At 39.2% G+C, this 17,183-nt stretch carries 17 protein-coding genes and 1 tRNA gene; 9 read left to right on the top strand and 9 right to left on the bottom strand.

Features of this window, described 5'->3' with window-relative positions; genetic code table 11:
• Positions 1-295: 295 nt before the first annotated feature.
• Together mtr and yeiP are read left to right on the top strand one after the other, a co-directional pair.
• Positions 296-1,540, top strand: a complete 1,245-nt coding sequence (gene mtr / locus PXH59_RS02750) for a tryptophan permease (RefSeq protein WP_047769322.1) — start codon at positions 296-298, stop codon at positions 1,538-1,540.
• 130 nt (positions 1,541-1,670) lie between these two features.
• Entirely contained in the window at positions 1,671-2,243 is a 573-nt protein-coding gene (yeiP, locus tag PXH59_RS02745; protein ID WP_047769324.1) for an elongation factor P-like protein YeiP, read from the top strand.
• 77 nt (positions 2,244-2,320) lie between these two features.
• Here yeiP and PXH59_RS02740 read toward each other — a convergent pair whose 3' ends face one another.
• Both PXH59_RS02740 and PXH59_RS02735 read right to left on the bottom strand, forming a co-directional pair.
• Complete coding sequence (locus tag PXH59_RS02740; protein WP_047769326.1) at positions 2,321-2,632, bottom strand: YmdA family protein; 312 nt, start codon at positions 2,630-2,632, stop codon at positions 2,321-2,323.
• Between the two features lie 281 nt (positions 2,633-2,913).
• On the bottom strand, positions 2,914-3,249 hold the full coding sequence (locus PXH59_RS02735; RefSeq protein WP_235428332.1) for a YmdA family protein: 336 nt from the start codon (positions 3,247-3,249) through the stop codon (positions 2,914-2,916).
• 464 nt (positions 3,250-3,713) lie between these two features.
• Between PXH59_RS02735 and PXH59_RS02730 the strand changes: the two genes are divergently transcribed.
• On the top strand, positions 3,714-4,418 hold the full coding sequence (locus PXH59_RS02730) for a phosphatase PAP2 family protein (protein WP_285810236.1): 705 nt from the start codon (positions 3,714-3,716) through the stop codon (positions 4,416-4,418).
• A 344-nt stretch (positions 4,419-4,762) separates the two neighbouring features.
• Positions 4,763-5,350, top strand: coding sequence for a bifunctional murein DD-endopeptidase/murein LD-carboxypeptidase (gene mepS / locus PXH59_RS02725; RefSeq protein ID WP_047769330.1), 588 nt, complete (start codon positions 4,763-4,765; stop codon positions 5,348-5,350).
• Between the two features lie 91 nt (positions 5,351-5,441).
• On the opposite strand, the gene PXH59_RS02720 is transcribed toward mepS, so the two are convergent.
• The 3 genes from PXH59_RS02720 to rsuA all read right to left on the bottom strand — a co-directional run bounded on the left by PXH59_RS02720 (position 5,442) and on the right by rsuA (position 8,322).
• Positions 5,442-5,786, bottom strand: coding sequence for a YejG family protein (locus PXH59_RS02720; protein ID WP_285810235.1), 345 nt, complete (start codon positions 5,784-5,786; stop codon positions 5,442-5,444).
• A 604-nt stretch (positions 5,787-6,390) separates the two neighbouring features.
• Positions 6,391-7,581, bottom strand: a complete 1,191-nt coding sequence (locus PXH59_RS02715; RefSeq protein WP_285810234.1) for a Bcr/CflA family multidrug efflux MFS transporter — start codon at positions 7,579-7,581, stop codon at positions 6,391-6,393.
• 33 nt (positions 7,582-7,614) lie between these two features.
• A complete protein-coding gene (gene rsuA, locus PXH59_RS02710; protein ID WP_285810232.1) occupies positions 7,615-8,322 on the bottom strand; it encodes a 16S rRNA pseudouridine(516) synthase RsuA in 708 nt (235 codons plus the stop codon).
• Between the two features lie 270 nt (positions 8,323-8,592).
• Between rsuA and radD the strand changes: the two genes are divergently transcribed.
• Both radD and rplY read left to right on the top strand, forming a co-directional pair.
• Positions 8,593-10,350, top strand: a complete 1,758-nt coding sequence (gene radD, locus PXH59_RS02705) for a DNA repair helicase RadD (RefSeq protein WP_047769453.1) — start codon at positions 8,593-8,595, stop codon at positions 10,348-10,350.
• Positions 10,351-10,528: 178 nt separating this feature from the next.
• On the top strand, positions 10,529-10,810 hold the full coding sequence (rplY, locus tag PXH59_RS02700; protein WP_047769337.1) for a 50S ribosomal protein L25: 282 nt from the start codon (positions 10,529-10,531) through the stop codon (positions 10,808-10,810).
• A gap of 84 nt (positions 10,811-10,894) precedes the next feature.
• Here rplY and yejK read toward each other — a convergent pair whose 3' ends face one another.
• A complete protein-coding gene (gene yejK / locus PXH59_RS02695; RefSeq protein ID WP_047769339.1) occupies positions 10,895-11,902 on the bottom strand; it encodes a nucleoid-associated protein YejK in 1,008 nt (335 codons plus the stop codon).
• 277 nt (positions 11,903-12,179) lie between these two features.
• On the opposite strand from yejK, the gene PXH59_RS02690 reads away from it, so the two are divergent.
• The 3 genes from PXH59_RS02690 (at position 12,180) to PXH59_RS02680 (ending at position 14,329) form a co-directional block, all read left to right on the top strand.
• Positions 12,180-12,407: a YejL family protein gene (locus PXH59_RS02690; protein WP_047769341.1), complete on the top strand. Its 228-nt coding sequence runs from the start codon at positions 12,180-12,182 to the stop codon at positions 12,405-12,407.
• A 30-nt stretch (positions 12,408-12,437) separates the two neighbouring features.
• Entirely contained in the window at positions 12,438-14,177 is a 1,740-nt protein-coding gene (yejM, locus tag PXH59_RS02685) for an LPS biosynthesis-modulating metalloenzyme YejM (protein ID WP_285810229.1), read from the top strand.
• A gap of 75 nt (positions 14,178-14,252) precedes the next feature.
• A tRNA-Pro gene (locus PXH59_RS02680) sits at positions 14,253-14,329 on the top strand.
• A 434-nt stretch (positions 14,330-14,763) separates the two neighbouring features.
• On the opposite strand, the gene PXH59_RS02675 is transcribed toward PXH59_RS02680, so the two are convergent.
• The 3 genes from PXH59_RS02675 to PXH59_RS02665 form a co-directional block, all read right to left on the bottom strand.
• Positions 14,764-14,964 (bottom strand): hypothetical protein, encoded by a 201-nt coding sequence (locus PXH59_RS02675; protein ID WP_285810227.1) that lies wholly within the window; start codon positions 14,962-14,964, stop codon positions 14,764-14,766.
• 86 nt (positions 14,965-15,050) lie between these two features.
• Positions 15,051-16,028, bottom strand: coding sequence for an acyltransferase (locus PXH59_RS02670; protein ID WP_285810226.1), 978 nt, complete (start codon positions 16,026-16,028; stop codon positions 15,051-15,053).
• A gap of 103 nt (positions 16,029-16,131) precedes the next feature.
• Complete coding sequence (locus PXH59_RS02665; RefSeq protein WP_285810225.1) at positions 16,132-17,181, bottom strand: hypothetical protein; 1,050 nt, start codon at positions 17,179-17,181, stop codon at positions 16,132-16,134.
• Positions 17,182-17,183 lie beyond the last annotated feature (2 nt).

Below are 17,183 nucleotides of genomic sequence, written 5' to 3'. Positions count from 1 at the left end.
AGTAATATTAAGTTTTATCTGTTATTTATAACATCAAAATTGAATCGTTTCAGTTAAAATTACTGCCCAATTGATCATTGTGTTAATGCCATCTAAAAGTAAGATATGCAACGGCATAATTTCTTGCGATTCGTGAAATCTATTGCGCAAATTAATACCGGACTCCCTTCTGGCAGGTTTTCTCAGATACCTGTCCTACCTTTGTATATATTTTCTTAATTATTTGTTTACACATATAATTTATTTATGTATCGTTGCGCTAGTACAAGGTAGCATCATTCATCAGGGAGTCTATATGTCCATTGAGGTAACGCAAAATTTGAAACGCCCCTCTATATTTGGTGGCGCTATGATCATTGCCGGTACTGCTGTCGGCGCAGGTATGTTTTCCATTCCGATTGTCACATCAGGTGTCTGGTTTACAGGATCAATCATTTTGCTGTTATATACCTGTGCATGTATGTATTTCTCTGGTCTGATGATTCTGGAAGCCAATATGAATTACCCTGCTGGCTCCAGTTTCCATACGGTCACTAAGGATTTGTTAGGCAGAGGCTGGAGTACCCTTAATGATTTATCCATCACCTTCGTTCTGTATATCTTAACTTATGCTTATATTTCAGCAGGGGGTTCAATATTCTCTCACAATATCGAGAACATTATTCCGCTACCTCAATCAATATCTGGATTATGCTTTGCCTTTATCGTTGCCTTTATCGTTTGGGTATCGACTAAAGCAGTCGATCGCTTAAGCACTATCTTGATAGGCGGCATGGTCATTACCTTTATTATGTCTGTCGGTGGTATGTTTACCGAAGTTAAGCCAACCATCTTATTTGATCAAGCTAATACCCATTCAGACTATTTACCCTATGCTTTAATCTCGTTACCTTATTTATTAGCCTCATTTGGTTTTCACGGCAACGTTCCAGGGCTGGTTAAGTATTATAATAAAGACAGTAAAGCCGTCACACACAGCTTGCTATATGGGGCATTGATAACATTAGCGATTTACATTTTATGGCAGTATGTTATTCAGGGGAATATTCCGCGTGAGGCCTTCAAACAAATCATTGCTGATGGCGGTAATATCGGTAACTTATTGCAACAGATAGATAAAACCTCTGATAATACAACAATGGGCCAACTCTTAAATGCCTTTTCATATATGGCTTTGGCGAGTTCTTTCTTAGGTGTATCATTAGGATTATTTGACTATCTGGCAGACTATTTTAAATTTGATGACACTGGCAAAGGTCGTTTTAAAACAGCACTGATTACATTCGTTCCCCCGACTGCATTGTCACTGATTTTTCCAAACGGTTTCCTCTATGCCATCGGTTTTGCTGGCCTGGCAGCAACCATCTGGGCAGTTATTGTTCCGGCTTTAATGGCCCGAGCAAGCCGTAAATGCTTTCCGACATCCAGCTATCAGGCTCCGGGCGGTAATTTTTTGATTGTCTTTGTTATCCTATTCGGTTTGATAAATGCGCTAGCACACATTCTCTCTTTGTTTGATTTGTTGCCAGTTTATCGTTAATGTTTTCCTGCCACCCCAGTATTTTTACTGGGGCATTCATTCACCTCTTGCCTAATAGACCAACTGCGAGTAATTTTGTCGCCACTTCAATATTCATTCCACTATTTCCTTGTTTCTACGGAAGGTATCTATGGCTAAAGCCAATGAAATTAAGCGCGGCGCTGCAATCAGCTACAATGGAAAGCTATTATTAGTTAAAGACATCGATATTCAATCGCCCAGCGCACGTGGTGCCAGCACGCTATATAAGATGCGGTTTACTGATATTCGTACTGGTCAGAAAGTGGAAGAACGTTTCAAAGGTGATGACATTCTTGAAACCATCACATTGACCCGCCGTAGCGTAAGTTTTTCCTATATTGATGGTGATGAATATATCTTTATGGATGACGAAGATTTCACCCCTTATCACTTCAAAAAAGATCAAATCGAAGAAGAACTGCTATTTATTCCCGAAGAAGGTTTACCAGGCATGCAGGTCCTGACAATGGATGAGCAATTGTTAGCGCTTGAATTGCCGCAGACTGTTGATATGGTCATTGAAGAAACATCACCAGGTATTAGGGGGGCATCAGCGAGTGCTCGCACTAAACCGGCGAAAATGAGTACAGGATTGACTATTCAAGTTCCCGAATACTTGAGTTCGGGTGAAAAAATCCGCATTCATATTGCAGAGCGTCGCTATATGGGACGTTGTGACTAATTCTTTATCCTTAAATATGAGTTGCTCTTTTGACGAGAATAACACTTGATGCAAAGAGCAACTCATCGTCTTTGAAGTTAGAAGTAATCCACATTAACAATTGCCACACGTTTCTGATTATCAGTCCACTTCACGCTGGAAACCCCTATGTTGCCAGGAAGCATGACACCGCCTTTCGTTTTGTGAGTTGAAATGATTTGTTTAACAGTGAGATTTTTACCTAATCGATAGCAAGAGATATTGGCTTGAGTGTTTGATATCACAACTTGACATCCTGGATCAACAATCGCACCTGAAAACCGAATGACTCCTCCTTTAGATTCGGCATATCCATAAGAAAGCCATGAAACCAATAAACAACTCATTAACAGCTTAAGATAATTTTTCATGGTTACCTCACTTTCGTTTTTCCATTAACTAAAACTCAGCTACCTTTTATTCCTTCATCCCCATAATAACTATTTCACGTAAGAAAAATACGACATTGAGAACTTTTATTGATAAATATCAAAAGTCATTTTTTAATTAAAAATAAGCACACTGTTTTTGTTGATTAATGAATAAAACTGTTATTAACAATAAGTATTTGAACTAAATCACAGATAAATTTATTGGTTTTATTTTATAATATTTAGCTAAAATAAATAACTATTATACTTTTATGTAACATCTAATGATAAGTTATAGTCACAATACCCAATTCCTTATTTTTTCCAACCCATTTTATTTCTTCTGTTCCAATATGTTTTACCATAGATACTGGTGACTTACTATCCTTTTGATATTCTATGTTTTTTTCTTTAATTAACTGTTTGCCATTATACCAGCAGACCATTTCAGTATGCTCTTTATCCCAACTAAATTGGCATGGAGACTCAACGATAGTTCCATGAAAGTAAATAGTTCCAGAACTGGAGGAGGATGAAGAATTCACCATTACAGGATAATAAGATAAAGACATGAACAAAAAAGTTGTCATTTTTCGTAACATTCGCAACATAAGCATTCAACCTCCACAACAAGTGTTATTATCTTTTTTCAACTTTAGCCCGCGCCAATTTGAAAACCAGATAATGGTGTAACGCTTTGCTATATAACGATATAACGTCAAATGAAACTTTTTCTTTATACCTTTTATTAATTTTAACCACAATTCGATATAATATTCTAATAAATTAGAATATGATAAAATCAATTGATAGTTATTTAATAATAGTCAGGTGCTGACATTGCATCAAATATATATTATCGGTACTGCCGTGGGGATTTAGCTATTTTTTCGATATCATAAAACTATTTACACATTTGACAACAATAAAGTTTAGCGATGAACTATACAAATATACTGATATAACCACACCTTAACCACAGTATCTGATGGTGATTACGCTTTCTCATAAATTTTGTTATAGTCCTTTCCTCGGTTAATTTGTCTACCAAACTCCACTTTACGTGTTAAATAGGTATCTCATGACTCGCAGTCACCCGTTCGCTATATTTATTCTCAATATTCTTGGTATTGCCCTGTTCCTCTCATGGTACTTGCCTGAGAATCACGGCTTTTGGTTCCATATTGATTCCGCTATCTTTTATTTTTTTAATGAAAAATTATTACCCGATGCGAAATTTTCCCTATTTGTCGCTATCGTGAATATTAGGGCATTCGATGTCATATCACTTTTATGCATGGGCTTACTTTATTACAGTGCATTTCACAAACAGGATCACGCTGGCAAGCGCAGACTTTTCATGATTGGTTTAGTGATGCTTATTTCTGCCGTTATCATTAATCAAATAGGTCATCAAATCCCCGTCAGCCGCCCAAGTCCAACGCTGACATTTGAAAATGTTAATCGCATAAACGAAGTAACCCGTTGGCATACAAAAGATTCCTCCAAAGACAGTTTCCCTGGTGATCACGGTTTAATGCTCTTAATTTTCAGCAGCTTCATTCTGCGTTATATCTCCCGCAGTGCATTCTGCATTGCTCTACTGATTATGGTCGCTTTTGCTCTTCCCCGTATTATGGCAGGTGCTCACTGGTTTACAGATATCGCAGTAGGCTCTTTATCTTTAACATTGATAGGCATGAGCTGGATATTGCTAACCCCATTGAGTGATATTATAGCAACATGGTTAGACAAGAAATTACCGCATATTAGACGCGATAATTAAAATCATAATATTGAGGAGATAGCTGTTATCTCCTCAATATCATCTCATATTTATTAAAACAGTATAAAATAGCAACAAATCATTCTAACCTATTAGTTCCTAATCTGATTTTTTGTAAAGAACTCTTTTTGTCTCTCGCTTTTTACTCATGATTTCAGTAATCTTTCCTGCGTCCTGTTTATTAAAATAACATGTTTTGTAAAGATAATAATAAAATGTGTTGCTTCGCACACTTTATGGACAGAAAATTTGTTAATTCACCCTATTCTGACTAGGCTTTAGAACATTTAGTGTTTTCATGGTGGTGATAAGTCACGTTAAGAACTGCAAGGAAAAATCAATAAATGGTTAAATCTAAACCAACACTGAGATACATCTTGCGGCTGATACCCGCAATTATAGCGGCAGTAACACTGACCGCATGTAGTTCACCAGATTCTAACCTACGCAATAAACACACTGAGACGCATGCAGTAAACACTGGAAAACATTATTTACTGCAAGCATCTCAGGATGAATTTGAAACGCTAGTCAACAAATTAGATATCAAGTCTAAGATACTCAATCAATACGCTGACTGGAAAGGTGTAGCCTATCGGCTTGGTGGAAATACCAAACGGGGTATCGATTGTTCTGCTTTTGTGCAACGTACTTTTCATGATCAATTTGGTATGGAGTTACCACGTTCCACCTCAGAACAACAAAATATAGGACAAACCGTCAGTCGCTCTAAATTGCGGGCGGGTGATCTGGTATTGTTCAAGACAGGGGTTCGCAGGCGTCATGTCGGTATCTACATCGGCAATAATCAATTTGTTCATGCTTCAACCAGTAATGGGGTTATCGTTTCCAAATTGACCGATACTTACTGGAGTAAACGCTACTATGGTGCAAGGCGAGTGTTATCAGATAACATAAAAACCTCGGTTTGACCGACACCTAACGTGTTTTATTACTGAATTTTCCCTTGCAGGCATTAAAAAACGCTTCCGTTTAAGAAGCGTTTTTTGTCAATGGGTAAAATCATAGTGGATACAGCGCAGTTATATTTTCTGCAATTGCAGCGCCTAACGTCTTTAAACGACATATCACTGCACTCTCATCTTCCTTAGCAAAAAACAAACAGGGTTCTCCTTCCCATCTAATCACAGCACTCGGTATCTGCATATCAGCAATAGACTGATTTATAACATGCAAAATTTCCCGTGCTTCTTCGCCTTCGTGGCTTAATAACTTCAGCCCCATCAGGCTATTTCCTGAATCTGTTTCTTCTGCTGGTAAAATCTCAACTTTTGTACCAACGAAGCCAGTTGACCACCGATAACTTTGCGGCAGTCTGTGTACTACCGAAAGTTGGATATTATTCACGTATCATTCCTATCAGAAACAACATTAATACATCTAACCACCAGCTGTAGACTATCGATTCGTCAAAACCGAATAACCATTCAACAAAAAAGTAAATAAAAGGTTAAAATAAAAATTGGGTTATCGCACTTACTTCACTTCCTACTTCACGAAAAGTGCGACTCAGCTCGCATTTTATATATATTTATACTGTTTAGGTAAAAAATTCAACTTATTTTTATGCAAAACAGCAACCTTTAATTCAATATTTATTTACATATTTGTTTCTTTCAAACGTTACCGAATACCAATAAAACCACAATCGTTTTATTTACAATAGGTTAAATAATGACAATCCTATAACCTTTCATAGTCATAAAGTTATCATGAAAAATTAACAAAAAATCAACACCCCGGCACTAACTGGCTATGATAATATTAAAAATTTCCTATATTTTTTGATGATTACTCGATAATTCCTGTTTATCAGGTTAATCAATAACCCTCTAAAGGTTCAGCGTTCTCTAGGCAAAACAAAAGGCCATCCCATATCGGCAGATGGCCCCTAAAAATATTTTATGTCTGAGCGTGATTGCTTTCAAAATATGACTATTTATAATGCTGATTATTTATATGACTTACTGCGTGCATAGATAATAAGCATCATTGCTAATGTCACGCATAATGCCATTGAGCCTACCAGCGGCCAGGCATTCTTCTCAGGCAATAAAGACAAAATAGCGCCCACCAATGCAGCAATACTAAAACGGATGGTTCCTGCCAGTGAAGAAACGGTTCCAGCCATGTGGGGGTAATCGTCCAACACAACCGCCATAGTATTAGACGTAATCATAGAAATTCCGCTGATATAAATGGCAACCCCCATAACCAGAGAAATAAACCCCAGATCAAACAAGGTACTAAACAGTAACCATAATCCCACGACAAATTGAACACACAGTCCAATATGCAACATTTTTAATGGGCCATATTTACGTACACACTGGCTATTGATAGTTGCCGTGATGAACAGAAAAATAACATTCAGCCCAAAATAGTAACCAAAATGCTGTGCAGGTACACCGTTCAGTTTGATGTACACAAATGCACCAACACTGAGAAAAGAGAACATTCCAGCAAAGGAGAAACCACTCGCTATGATGTAGCATAGTACCTGACGTTGACGAAACAGCATGATGAACTGTCTTACAGTCGTTTTTAAGTTAAATTTCTGTCTTTTCTCTTTAGGTAATGTCTCTTCTATGAAGAGAGCCACCAAGCCGACAGCCATGACTGCAACCAGAGCAATCGACCAAAAAATAGCATGCCAGTTAAACCATACCATCAACATCCCACCCAACATGGGAGCCAATAAAGGGGCTATGATCATCACCAATGTCACAAAAGACATACTGCGGGAAAATTCCTCTTTTGTGAACCTATCACGCATCAGAGCGTTGATGACTACACCGGCAGCCGCAGCAGAAAATCCATGTAAGAAGCGCATGGAAATAAAGGTATCAATATCTTGTGCTAAAGCACAGGCAGCAGAAGAGATAGCAAAAACAATGACACCGCCCAAAATGACTGGCTTACGTCCTAAGCTATCTGACATTGGCCCATAAATCATTTGCCCAATAGCAAAGCCCAACATATAACTACTCAGCGTCATTTGTACCAGACCATCACTGACACCAAAATTCTCAGCGATCGTTGGCATACTCGGCAAATACATATCAATGGCCAATGGCATTAACATAGAAAGCAAACCAAGGATCAACACTAATCCCAAATAAGACGAACGCTGTTGTTGCACGCAGTTACTCCTGAATCAATTGAAGGATAAAAATTAGGGGGTTAGAATTTGTATGCTGTTGATCTCATTATCCGTCAGCGCCCGATATTCTCCTGGCTCCAATGCAGGATCGAGATAAATTTCGCCGATTCGCGCCCGATGAAGCGCAACAACATGATTTCCTACTGCGGCAAACATCCGTTTTACTTGGTGATAACGCCCTTCGCTAATAGTCAAACGAACAAGTTCAGGCTCAATAATTTCCAGTTGTGCGGGTTTTGTCAGTGTTTTTTCCCCATTTAACTGCACCCCTGCCAGAAATTTTTGTTCGGTATCCTCAGCGACAGGGTGTTCCAATCTCACAAGATACGTTTTTTCGCAGTGATGTTTGGGAGATGTAATACGATGTGACCATTGACCATCATCCGTCAACAAAACCAACCCTGTCGTGTCGATATCCAAACGCCCTGCTGAATGTAATTGATGAGAAACAGGCTCATCGATGAAATACAAAATTGTCGGGTTTGACGGATCATCAGTCGAACATACATATCCCTGGGGTTTATTCAACATGAAATAACGTGGACCATTGAGTTGTTGCAATATCGTGCCATCATAGGCAACTTGTTGATCGGACTTTAATTTATAGGCTCTTGTTTTGATGATCTCATCACCGACAGTGACTCGCCCTGCCCGCAACTCGCGCCCCACATCGTTGCGGCTAATACCTAATTGTTGTGATAAAAATTTATCCAATCGCATGAATAGATGTACCTGACAAAAATAAACACATATGAACATGTCCTTGATATTACGAACAACTTCAAGGCCACTATTGGGATACAAGATTAAACAGATAATTCATAAAAAAATTATCACGGCAGTAACTATAGCAACAATAAGCTACACGTTATAGCCCACCTGATCCTAGAAAAATAATAACGAATTATTTCTCGACGGCAGGCTTCAATGAAAAATGTTATTCTCTACAGCAATTATCTTCTACCTGATATTTGTGACAGTAACATAAAAATGGCTTTTACTTTACGTCCTTATCAACAAGAAGCGGTAGACGCCACTATTCGCTATTTTCGCCAGCACAGAGATCCCGCCGTTATTGTTTTGCCAACAGGGGCGGGCAAAAGCCTTGTCATCGCTGAATTGGCAAAGCTGGCTCATGGCCGTGTTTTGGTACTAGCACATGTCAAAGAACTTGTTGCGCAGAACCACAGCAAATATTGTGCTTATGGATTGGATGCAGACATTTTTTCCGCAGGGCTAAATCAAAAACAAAGTGCAGGAAAAGTCGTTTTTGGCAGCATTCAGTCCATTGCCCGCAACCTGGATTGCTTTGACCACCATTTTTCACTGCTAATCATCGATGAATGCCACCGCATCAGCGATGACGAAAACAGCCAATACCAACAGATCATCCAGCAACTTCGAAAAAACAATCCCCAAATCCGCATATTGGGTTTAACTGCAACACCTTATCGCCTCAACGCTGGCTGGATATATCAATATCATTATCATGGCATGATCCGGGGTGACGAACGCTGTTTTTTTCACGAGTGTATTTATGAACTGCCATTGCGTTATATGATTAAGCATCATTTTCTGGTTTTTCCAGAAAGATTGGACATGCCTGTCATGCAATATGATTTCAGCCAGGTACGCACCAGCCAACAAGGGATATTCAATGAAGCGGAATTAAATCGGGAGCTTAAACGCCAAAAGCGTATCACTCCTCATATCATTAGACAGATCGTTGAATATGCCCAAAATCGAAAAGGTGTGATGATTTTTGCCGCGACAGTCGAACATGCCAAAGAGATCTTCCAATTGCTGCCTACAGGACAAGCCGCGCTAGTCAGCGCAGATACTCCACCATCTGAACGGGATCACTTAATTACGGCATTCAAGGAACAGCAACTCCGCTATATGGTCAATGTTGCTGTACTCACAACAGGATTCGATGCTCCCCATGTTGATTTAATCGCCATATTGCGTCCCACAGAATCTGTCAGCCTTTATCAGCAAATCGTCGGGCGCGGTTTACGTTTATTTCCTGACAAAAAAGATTGCCTGATTTTGGACTATGCTGGCAATCCCCACGATCTTTACACGCCTGAAATCGGTAATAGTAAACCCAACTCACAAAGCCAGCCCGTTCAGGTATTTTGCCCTATCTGCCAATTTGCCAATACTTTCTGGGGGATATGCACGACAGATGGAGAGATCGTTGAGCATTTTGGGCGACGCTGCCAAGGTTGGGCAGAAGACGAAAATGGGAAACGTCAACAATGTGATTTTCGTTTCCGTTTTAAATCATGCCCCCATTGTGGAGCAGAAAACGATATCGCGGCCCGACGCTGCCATCGTTGTGAAGAAGTCCTCGTCGACCCCGATGATATGCTGAAAGCAGCCTTAAAACTAAAAGACGCACTGGTGCTACGTTGTGGTGGTATGCAACTAACACCAGGTCACGACAATAAAGGAGAATGGCTCAAAATCACCTATTACGACGAAGATGGTGCGGATGTCTCTGAGTTGTTCCGTTTATCGACCCCAGCCCAAAAGAGAGTATTTGAACTGCAATTTCTTCGCCAGCATCAGCGTGCACCAGGAACCGTTTTTCGCTGGAAAACAGCAACAGACGTTGCTAATCAATTGCCTTTATTGCGTCATCCTGATTTTGTTGTCGCGCGTAAAAAAGGGCACTTTTGGCAAATTAGAGAAAAGGTTTTCGACTATCAAGGGCGGTTTAGACGGGCTGATGATTTGTCCTAAATATACCAAACAGGCTATCCACTAACCAACCGGAAAGCATATTTATATTTGCTGTCATATCGGTTTTTCGCTAGAATGCCGCCCGCTTAACGTAATAACTCATGTTAAGCCAAGTATCGAACCTGCTGCTGGGTCGCCTGTAGCAGGATTTATTTTCTTCTTTTACAGAGAAAAAATAATGTTAACTATTAATGCAGAAGTACGTAAAGAGCAGGGCAAAGGTGCGAGCCGCCGCCTGCGTAGAGCTAACAAGTTTCCAGCAATCATCTATGGTGGTAACCAAGAACCAGTTTCTATCGAACTGGATCACGATGCAGTTATCAACCAAGAAAGTAAGCCAGAATTTTACGACGTTCTGACCCTGGTTGTTGATGGTAAAGAAACTAAAGTTAAAGTGCAGGCAGTACAGCGTCATCCGTTTAAACCTAAACTGACGCACATCGATTTCCTGCGTGCTTAATTAGAGCCACAGTCGAGCTTTTATCGGGACGCCGAGTAAATAACGCCGCAATTGCGGCGTTATTTATTTTTACAACCTGGTGTATTAGCGATTACCACCACCATGACGTTGCAATTGATCGCGCAAATTCGGTGGCGTTCCCTTAATCGTCAACGTATCTGTTACGGGATCCCAAAAAATTCGTTCTCCCATCAACATGGCATCAAAGTTAATGGTTAATCCTCCACCACTACCTGCAAATTTTGTTAATTGGCGTAACGTTCCGCGATCGGCTGGGAAGCTCTCTTCCAGTTCATAGCCTTTTTCCTGCGAAAATTGCTGAAAATTTTGCTCACCCAACGAAGGTAACTCCCGGGATAGCGCTTGTAACTTAATTTCCTCGCCCGCCTGTAACTGTTCATTACAATAACCATAAACTTGCTGGCGATAAGCCTGGCGTTCATTTTTGTCCAACTGTGCCGACTCACAATAATCATCCAAAGCTTGCAAAAAACCTTTATTTTGGACTTTGGCATTCATGCCTTCACTGGCAGCCAGGAAATCCATAAAAAAGTCTGAAACCTTGCGCCCTACCCGCCCTTTTAAGAACGTCAGGTAACGACTGGATTCAGGATTGGTTTCCCACTCAGTCAGATCGATTCTTGCGATAATATCAGCATGGGGAATATCAAGATATTGCGTCGTATTGACATCGAGTTCATCGTTGACGGACGTGCTGTTACAACTATTAAGAACTGCAATCAGTAAATATTCCACAGCAAGATAACGATATTGACAAAACAGCACCGTTCCCCCTTCTGCGAACGGGTACTTTGACAACTCATCTTTCAAGCGAACAGTTGCAGCCCGGCTAAATCCGAGAAAATCGTCATCTCCTTTACGTAGATGACGAAGTGATCCCGCCAGCTCACTTTCTTCACTGAACAAACCATAAGCTTTACTTTTCGCGCTATATACACGATGCAGCTCTGCCATCATCTCTTCAACCACTTGGTTGGTATCCAGCAAAGCATCACGCAAAATTACTTCCAGCGTCTGTTCATCACGTTTAATCAACCGGTGTAGCGCAATCTGGGTAATTTCCAGACTCATTATTTATACTCCTTTTGCAGCTTTGGCCCATCTAGGGCCGTGCGGTTAGCGGCGTATTCAAACATCGTTATCTTTCTGCTGCAACCAAAAACCCAATTGACAAAAATACTCACCATTTAATGGTCAACAGCCTACATATCAAAGAGTAAAATGAGGCAGTATATTCAATATTGCAACCACTCCGGCAGCAGAGAGTTAATTTGTCATAAAAAAAGCAGAAAATCCCCCCCTCTATACGGTAAGATATGGGGCTTTGTACATCCAGGATATTTGATTTATGCCACAGTCATCTCGCTATAGCGATGAAAAAGTTGAACATTTATTAACTGAATTAGTAAATGTTTTCGAGAAAGATCATACTCCAACTGACCTGACCTTGATGGTTTTGGGTAATATGGTAACAAATTTGATTAATACGAGTATTGCTCCTGCACAACGCAGACAGATCGCAGACTCGTTTGCACACGCGTTGCAATCTTCAATCAACGAAGATAAAGCGCATTAATCTTTATTAACACGTTGACGTAAAGAAAATATGGTGACTCGCTGTCAGCATTACCGCGAAAAAGTTTCTCAAATGATCAGTTGGGGACACTGGTTCGCACTGTTCAACATAATGTTCAGTCTTGTGCTGGGCAGTCGCTATCTATTTGCATCTGACTGGCCGGGTTCACTGTTTGGTCGCATCTACGCGCTGGTCAGTTGGCTTGGTCATTTCAGTTTCATTGTCTTTGCCATCTATTTACTCATTTTATTTCCGCTAACATTTATTGTTATGTCTCAGCGGCTAATGAGGTTTCTTTCAGCCACGTTGGCAACGGCAGGTTTAACACTACTGATATTCGATTCCTCCATCTATGTTCGCTTTCACCTGCATTTAACGCCATTGGTTTGGGATTTAGTCACCAACCCAGAACAAGGTGAATTAGCAAGAGAATGGCAACTGATGTTCATCTGTATTCCTTTGATTTTTCTAATACAGATGCTTTTTGGCACATGGAGTTGGCAAAAGTTACGTAGCCTGAGCCGTCAACGATTTGGTAAGCCACTGGCAGCAGTATTCATTACTGCTTTTGTCGCTTCACATCTCATGTATATCTGGGCAGATGCCAATTTCTACCGTCCGATTACCATGCAGCGCTCAAACTTACCCATTTCTTATCCAATGACCGCCCGCAAGTTCCTTGAAAAACACGGCCTATTAGATCAGCAAGAATTTCAACGCCGCATTAACCAACAAGGCAATCCTACAGCCTTGGGTGTCAATTATCCGCTGAATAATTTATCTTATCAGGATACTGGACGCGGTTATAACTTACTTCTGCTAGTCGTGGACGGGCTGGATCAACAAGACATCACCCATGATATGCCAACTCTGGAACATTTCGCGAAGAACAATATCCAGTTCACTCAACATTTCAGTACAGGCATTCAAGATGACACTGCATTGTTTGGTTTATTCTATGGCATATCATCAGGCTATCTGGACGGTATTCTTAACGCCAGAAAATCCTCAGCACTTATTGATGCCCTGACACATCAAGGGTATCAATTTGGCCTCTTTTCTTCAGATGGATTCCAGGCACCACTTTATCGCCAGGCCATACTGACCGACTATTCATTGCCAGAAGCTAAAAGACAAAACGATAACTTAACCGTGACGCAATGGAGCCAATGGTTAGATCTACGAAATGGTTCCACGCCATGGTTCTCATTTCTGGATATTAATGGTTTTGTACCTTCCTCCGGTAAATTTGATAAGAAAGCGCTGGATACTGAAATCAGCCATGTTTTAGAAGCCCTGAAGACTAAAGGTGCCTTAGATAAAACAATCATTGTGATTACAGCTAAACAGAGTAAAGAAACAGCAGATAACAGAGCAAAATGGTTTACGGGTGACAAATTCAATCGTGAACAGCTCCATGTTCCTCTGATAATTCAGTGGCCTGGTACCCCAGCACAAACTATCGATAAGTTGACCAGCCATCAAGATATCATGACAACCTTGATGCGCCGTTTATTGCACGTGACTAATTCTCCTGATGATTATTCCCAGGGTGAGGATCTCTTTCATGCCCAAAGGGAAAATCCATGGCTTATTACGGGTGATAATGGTTCATTAATTGTTACGATGGCCCAAAATACTGTCTATCTTTCCAAGGATGGACAGTATCATCAGTATGATTTAGAGGGTAATGAAATTCAGGATGCCAAACCAAACCTTGCCCAATTATTACAGATATTAACGGAAGTGAAACGATTTTTAGCAAATTAATCGTTTAAAAATCAAACGGTCACTAAATTAGGGGCTTGCTTTACAAATAAAAAACGGTAATATAAGAGAAGTCATCGGCATGTAGCGCAGCTTGGTAGCGCACCGTCATGGGGTGTCGGGGGTCGTAGGTTCAAATCCTATCATGCCGACCAAATTTCCCTAGAAAAACCAACCACTTGCGGTTGGTTTTTTTATGGACGGAATTTGCTCATGGTAAAATGATGGTAATATTCTGGTAAAATGGCCGACAGAAAATGATAAAAGCGGGCTAACTTTAGAGTGAGTTTTGTTGTGCCTTAACGTTGTTTGAAATCCCTTTTTTCTTTCTGTTTTTTTCGATAGTTTCTGATTGAGATTCATTAGGAAAAATATTCATTGGTATCTTTCCTATAGACCTTGACCACCTATAGGATTCTAACCTGTGACCTACGGCTTAGAAGAGAGTAAGCCTACTTTATAAATCAATCAATTACCGCATTTATCAGTGCTCACACGTCCCATCTTACCGAAAGTTACCCACAGTTACCTGTGGTTGCCTTTCGATACCCGTCCCAAATGTGTCCCACCTTATTTGGCAGTATTCAGCCTATGCAACACCCACACAAAACGGTGCAACGGTTCGTTGGCTGCATTGATAGAACTGCGTCGCTGCATCTGTTGGAATAAGCCAGGTTCTGGAAGAACCAAGAGGGCACTCTGATATTGTTCCTGAACATGTATGGGAGGAATGGTAAGAGTAAGTTCGCTGACTACATTGATAAAGTGTCAGGGTAACTTCATGACGCATCGTTCAGCCGATGCGTATCCAGACTTTCAGTCCGTTAATCACTAACCCACCGACTAAAGTCGGTGGTTGTTGAGATTTTTTTATCCTTATAGGACTCTGTCAAAAAATTTCAATTTCCTAACTAATTTTATAAAAAACCAACTAGAAAAGAAAGTTATCACAATGCTGGAAATTAAAGTTACCAACCATTGATCAAATATATTCTTTATATTCTGATATGTGATTATTATGATCGCCACATGAACGCAATAAATACCAAGTGAATTTTCAGATATGGAATTTATGAATTTATTTGTTTTTTTAAATCCCAGCATAAAACAAAATAAAAATATTGATTGCAATACTACTAATGGGTGCGTGTATACAAAAAATTTTTCACTTGGAATGCCACCGCCATAACTTTCATTAATTGTAAGATAGGCAATTAATATTGAAAAAATAGAATATAACAAAAAAAACAATGTCATGTTTTTCTTATTAAAAATTGATGAAATATCCTTTAATAACCCGCCTGATATAAAAAAGAACAAATATGAACCGAACAATCCAAGATAATATTGCTGTACAATTAAATTTCCTATTAAAGTCTGGGATAAAAATAAAACGACAATCCAAATAGAAATATAAAAAAATTTTTCTGCAATACTAGCTTTGCAACTCCATCTAGACAAAATTGGCATCATAATATAAAGACCAATAATTACATATAAATACCATAAATGAAACATGGGTGGGGAATAAATAACTTTTAAAAATGATATTGGATTTAGTGGTCCATTTCCAAAAACACTCACAAATACAACATAACTCATCCCCCAAAAGCATAGGGGTATCGCCACTCTTAATAATCTTTTCCTCAAAAAATCAAAGATATCATATTCCTTGTTGAGCATGAGATATCCAGTTATCATCAAAAAAAGAGGAACACATGGTCTAGCAAACGCACCTAAGGTAGCGTATACAGACCAATTATCTGAGAAGGTATAAAACTCTTGTGATGTACAGTGCAGTAAAACAACCATAAAAGCAGCTAACGCTCTGATATTTATTATTTTAACGTCCATTGGTTTACCTATGTTATTAATTTAATTGTATATTAATTATACTTACACTTAATTCCAATAATAACAGATAATTAGCTGATTGCACTAATTGATAACTATAGCTTTAAAAAGATGCAACGAATGAACCGTCTGTTTTAAAGAACAAAAACCCTTTACCTATAGTCAAATTAACGATACCTGATGAATTAAAAAACCTAAAATAACCCCCGTCAATTCTATCGCCATTGACGAATATACCCAAACCATTTCTATTAAACTGTAAATATTCATCACCAGTTCCACTATCAATTAAAAATTTATATTCCTGACCAATAAATCTTTCGTCAGGAGAAACAAGATCAATTGTGCACTTTGTCGATGCTATATAATCACAAATTTCAGCGGGATTGAATACAACATTGCCGGAAATATGTTTTTTCAATCCTAATCCAAAGCCCCCATTATCAATGGCAATTCTACCAAATACGTTTGATATAAAAGGTATTTTAGATAAAATTCTTGATATTTTTATTTTTGAGTTATGAAACCCATTATTATTACTAGTGTATATCGCATATTTTGAAATTATATCATCTACATTATTATTTACTAATGTTACATTGTCTATTTTAAAGACGCCAAATTGAGGGTAACCTGAATTCGGGAAAGTTTTGCTTTCACTAACTGTAAATATCATAGGGGCTTTTTCCTGATCTGTTGCTCCTAGCGGCATCCAATTAAATACACTGAGGCCATCAATATAAATAGGAATGCCACCTGATGCAAACCAATCATGAATTACAACAGCATTCCCCTTAGCTCCATCGCTACAAACATTTTTTATTGAAATAAATCCAATAAAAGATGGTTCTTTTACCGGCATTCCCCATATTTCAACGGCCCCTCTGGAACATTTGTCATTAACCCCATCCACACTAATACTGCATTCATAGGGACCTCCATCATCTGGTTTATTTGCATTTGCCAGATTTAATGCAACATAAAATAATCCGGCATCATTCCCTCCTCCTGAAATGTTGTTTATAGATATATTTCTTAATGATGTATGCCAATAATCAGGTTCAATATCAATACCGGCATGAGGACCTTTTGGTAGAGGAGTAGGACAATCAGAGGATTTTGTATTTGTGAGAACCAGGTTATTTAACGTCACAT

The sequence above is a fragment of the Xenorhabdus bakwenae genome (assembly GCF_030272115.1).
Taxonomy (GTDB): Bacteria; Pseudomonadota; Gammaproteobacteria; order Enterobacterales; family Enterobacteriaceae; genus Xenorhabdus; species Xenorhabdus bakwenae.
This window is presented reverse-complemented; position numbering and strand designations above follow the sequence as displayed.

Coding starts and splice junctions, on each gene's coding strand:
- mtr (WP_047769322.1), top strand. CDS start 296: ATGTCCATTGAGGTAACGCAAAATTTGAAACGCCCCTCTATATTTGGT.
- yeiP (WP_047769324.1), top strand. CDS start 1,671: ATGGCTAAAGCCAATGAAATTAAGCGCGGCGCTGCAATCAGCTACAAT.
- PXH59_RS02740 (WP_047769326.1), bottom strand. CDS start 2,632: ATGAAAAATTATCTTAAGCTGTTAATGAGTTGTTTATTGGTTTCATGG.
- PXH59_RS02735 (WP_235428332.1), bottom strand. CDS start 3,249: ATGCTTATGTTGCGAATGTTACGAAAAATGACAACTTTTTTGTTCATG.
- PXH59_RS02730 (WP_285810236.1), top strand. CDS start 3,714: ATGACTCGCAGTCACCCGTTCGCTATATTTATTCTCAATATTCTTGGT.
- mepS (WP_047769330.1), top strand. CDS start 4,763: ATGGTTAAATCTAAACCAACACTGAGATACATCTTGCGGCTGATACCC.
- rsuA (WP_285810232.1), bottom strand. CDS start 8,322: ATGCGATTGGATAAATTTTTATCACAACAATTAGGTATTAGCCGCAAC.
- radD (WP_047769453.1), top strand. CDS start 8,593: ATGGCTTTTACTTTACGTCCTTATCAACAAGAAGCGGTAGACGCCACT.
- rplY (WP_047769337.1), top strand. CDS start 10,529: ATGTTAACTATTAATGCAGAAGTACGTAAAGAGCAGGGCAAAGGTGCG.
- yejK (WP_047769339.1), bottom strand. CDS start 11,902: ATGAGTCTGGAAATTACCCAGATTGCGCTACACCGGTTGATTAAACGT.
- PXH59_RS02690 (WP_047769341.1), top strand. CDS start 12,180: ATGCCACAGTCATCTCGCTATAGCGATGAAAAAGTTGAACATTTATTA.
- yejM (WP_285810229.1), top strand. CDS start 12,438: ATGGTGACTCGCTGTCAGCATTACCGCGAAAAAGTTTCTCAAATGATC.
- PXH59_RS02675 (WP_285810227.1), bottom strand. CDS start 14,964: ATGCGTCATGAAGTTACCCTGACACTTTATCAATGTAGTCAGCGAACT.
- PXH59_RS02670 (WP_285810226.1), bottom strand. CDS start 16,028: ATGGACGTTAAAATAATAAATATCAGAGCGTTAGCTGCTTTTATGGTT.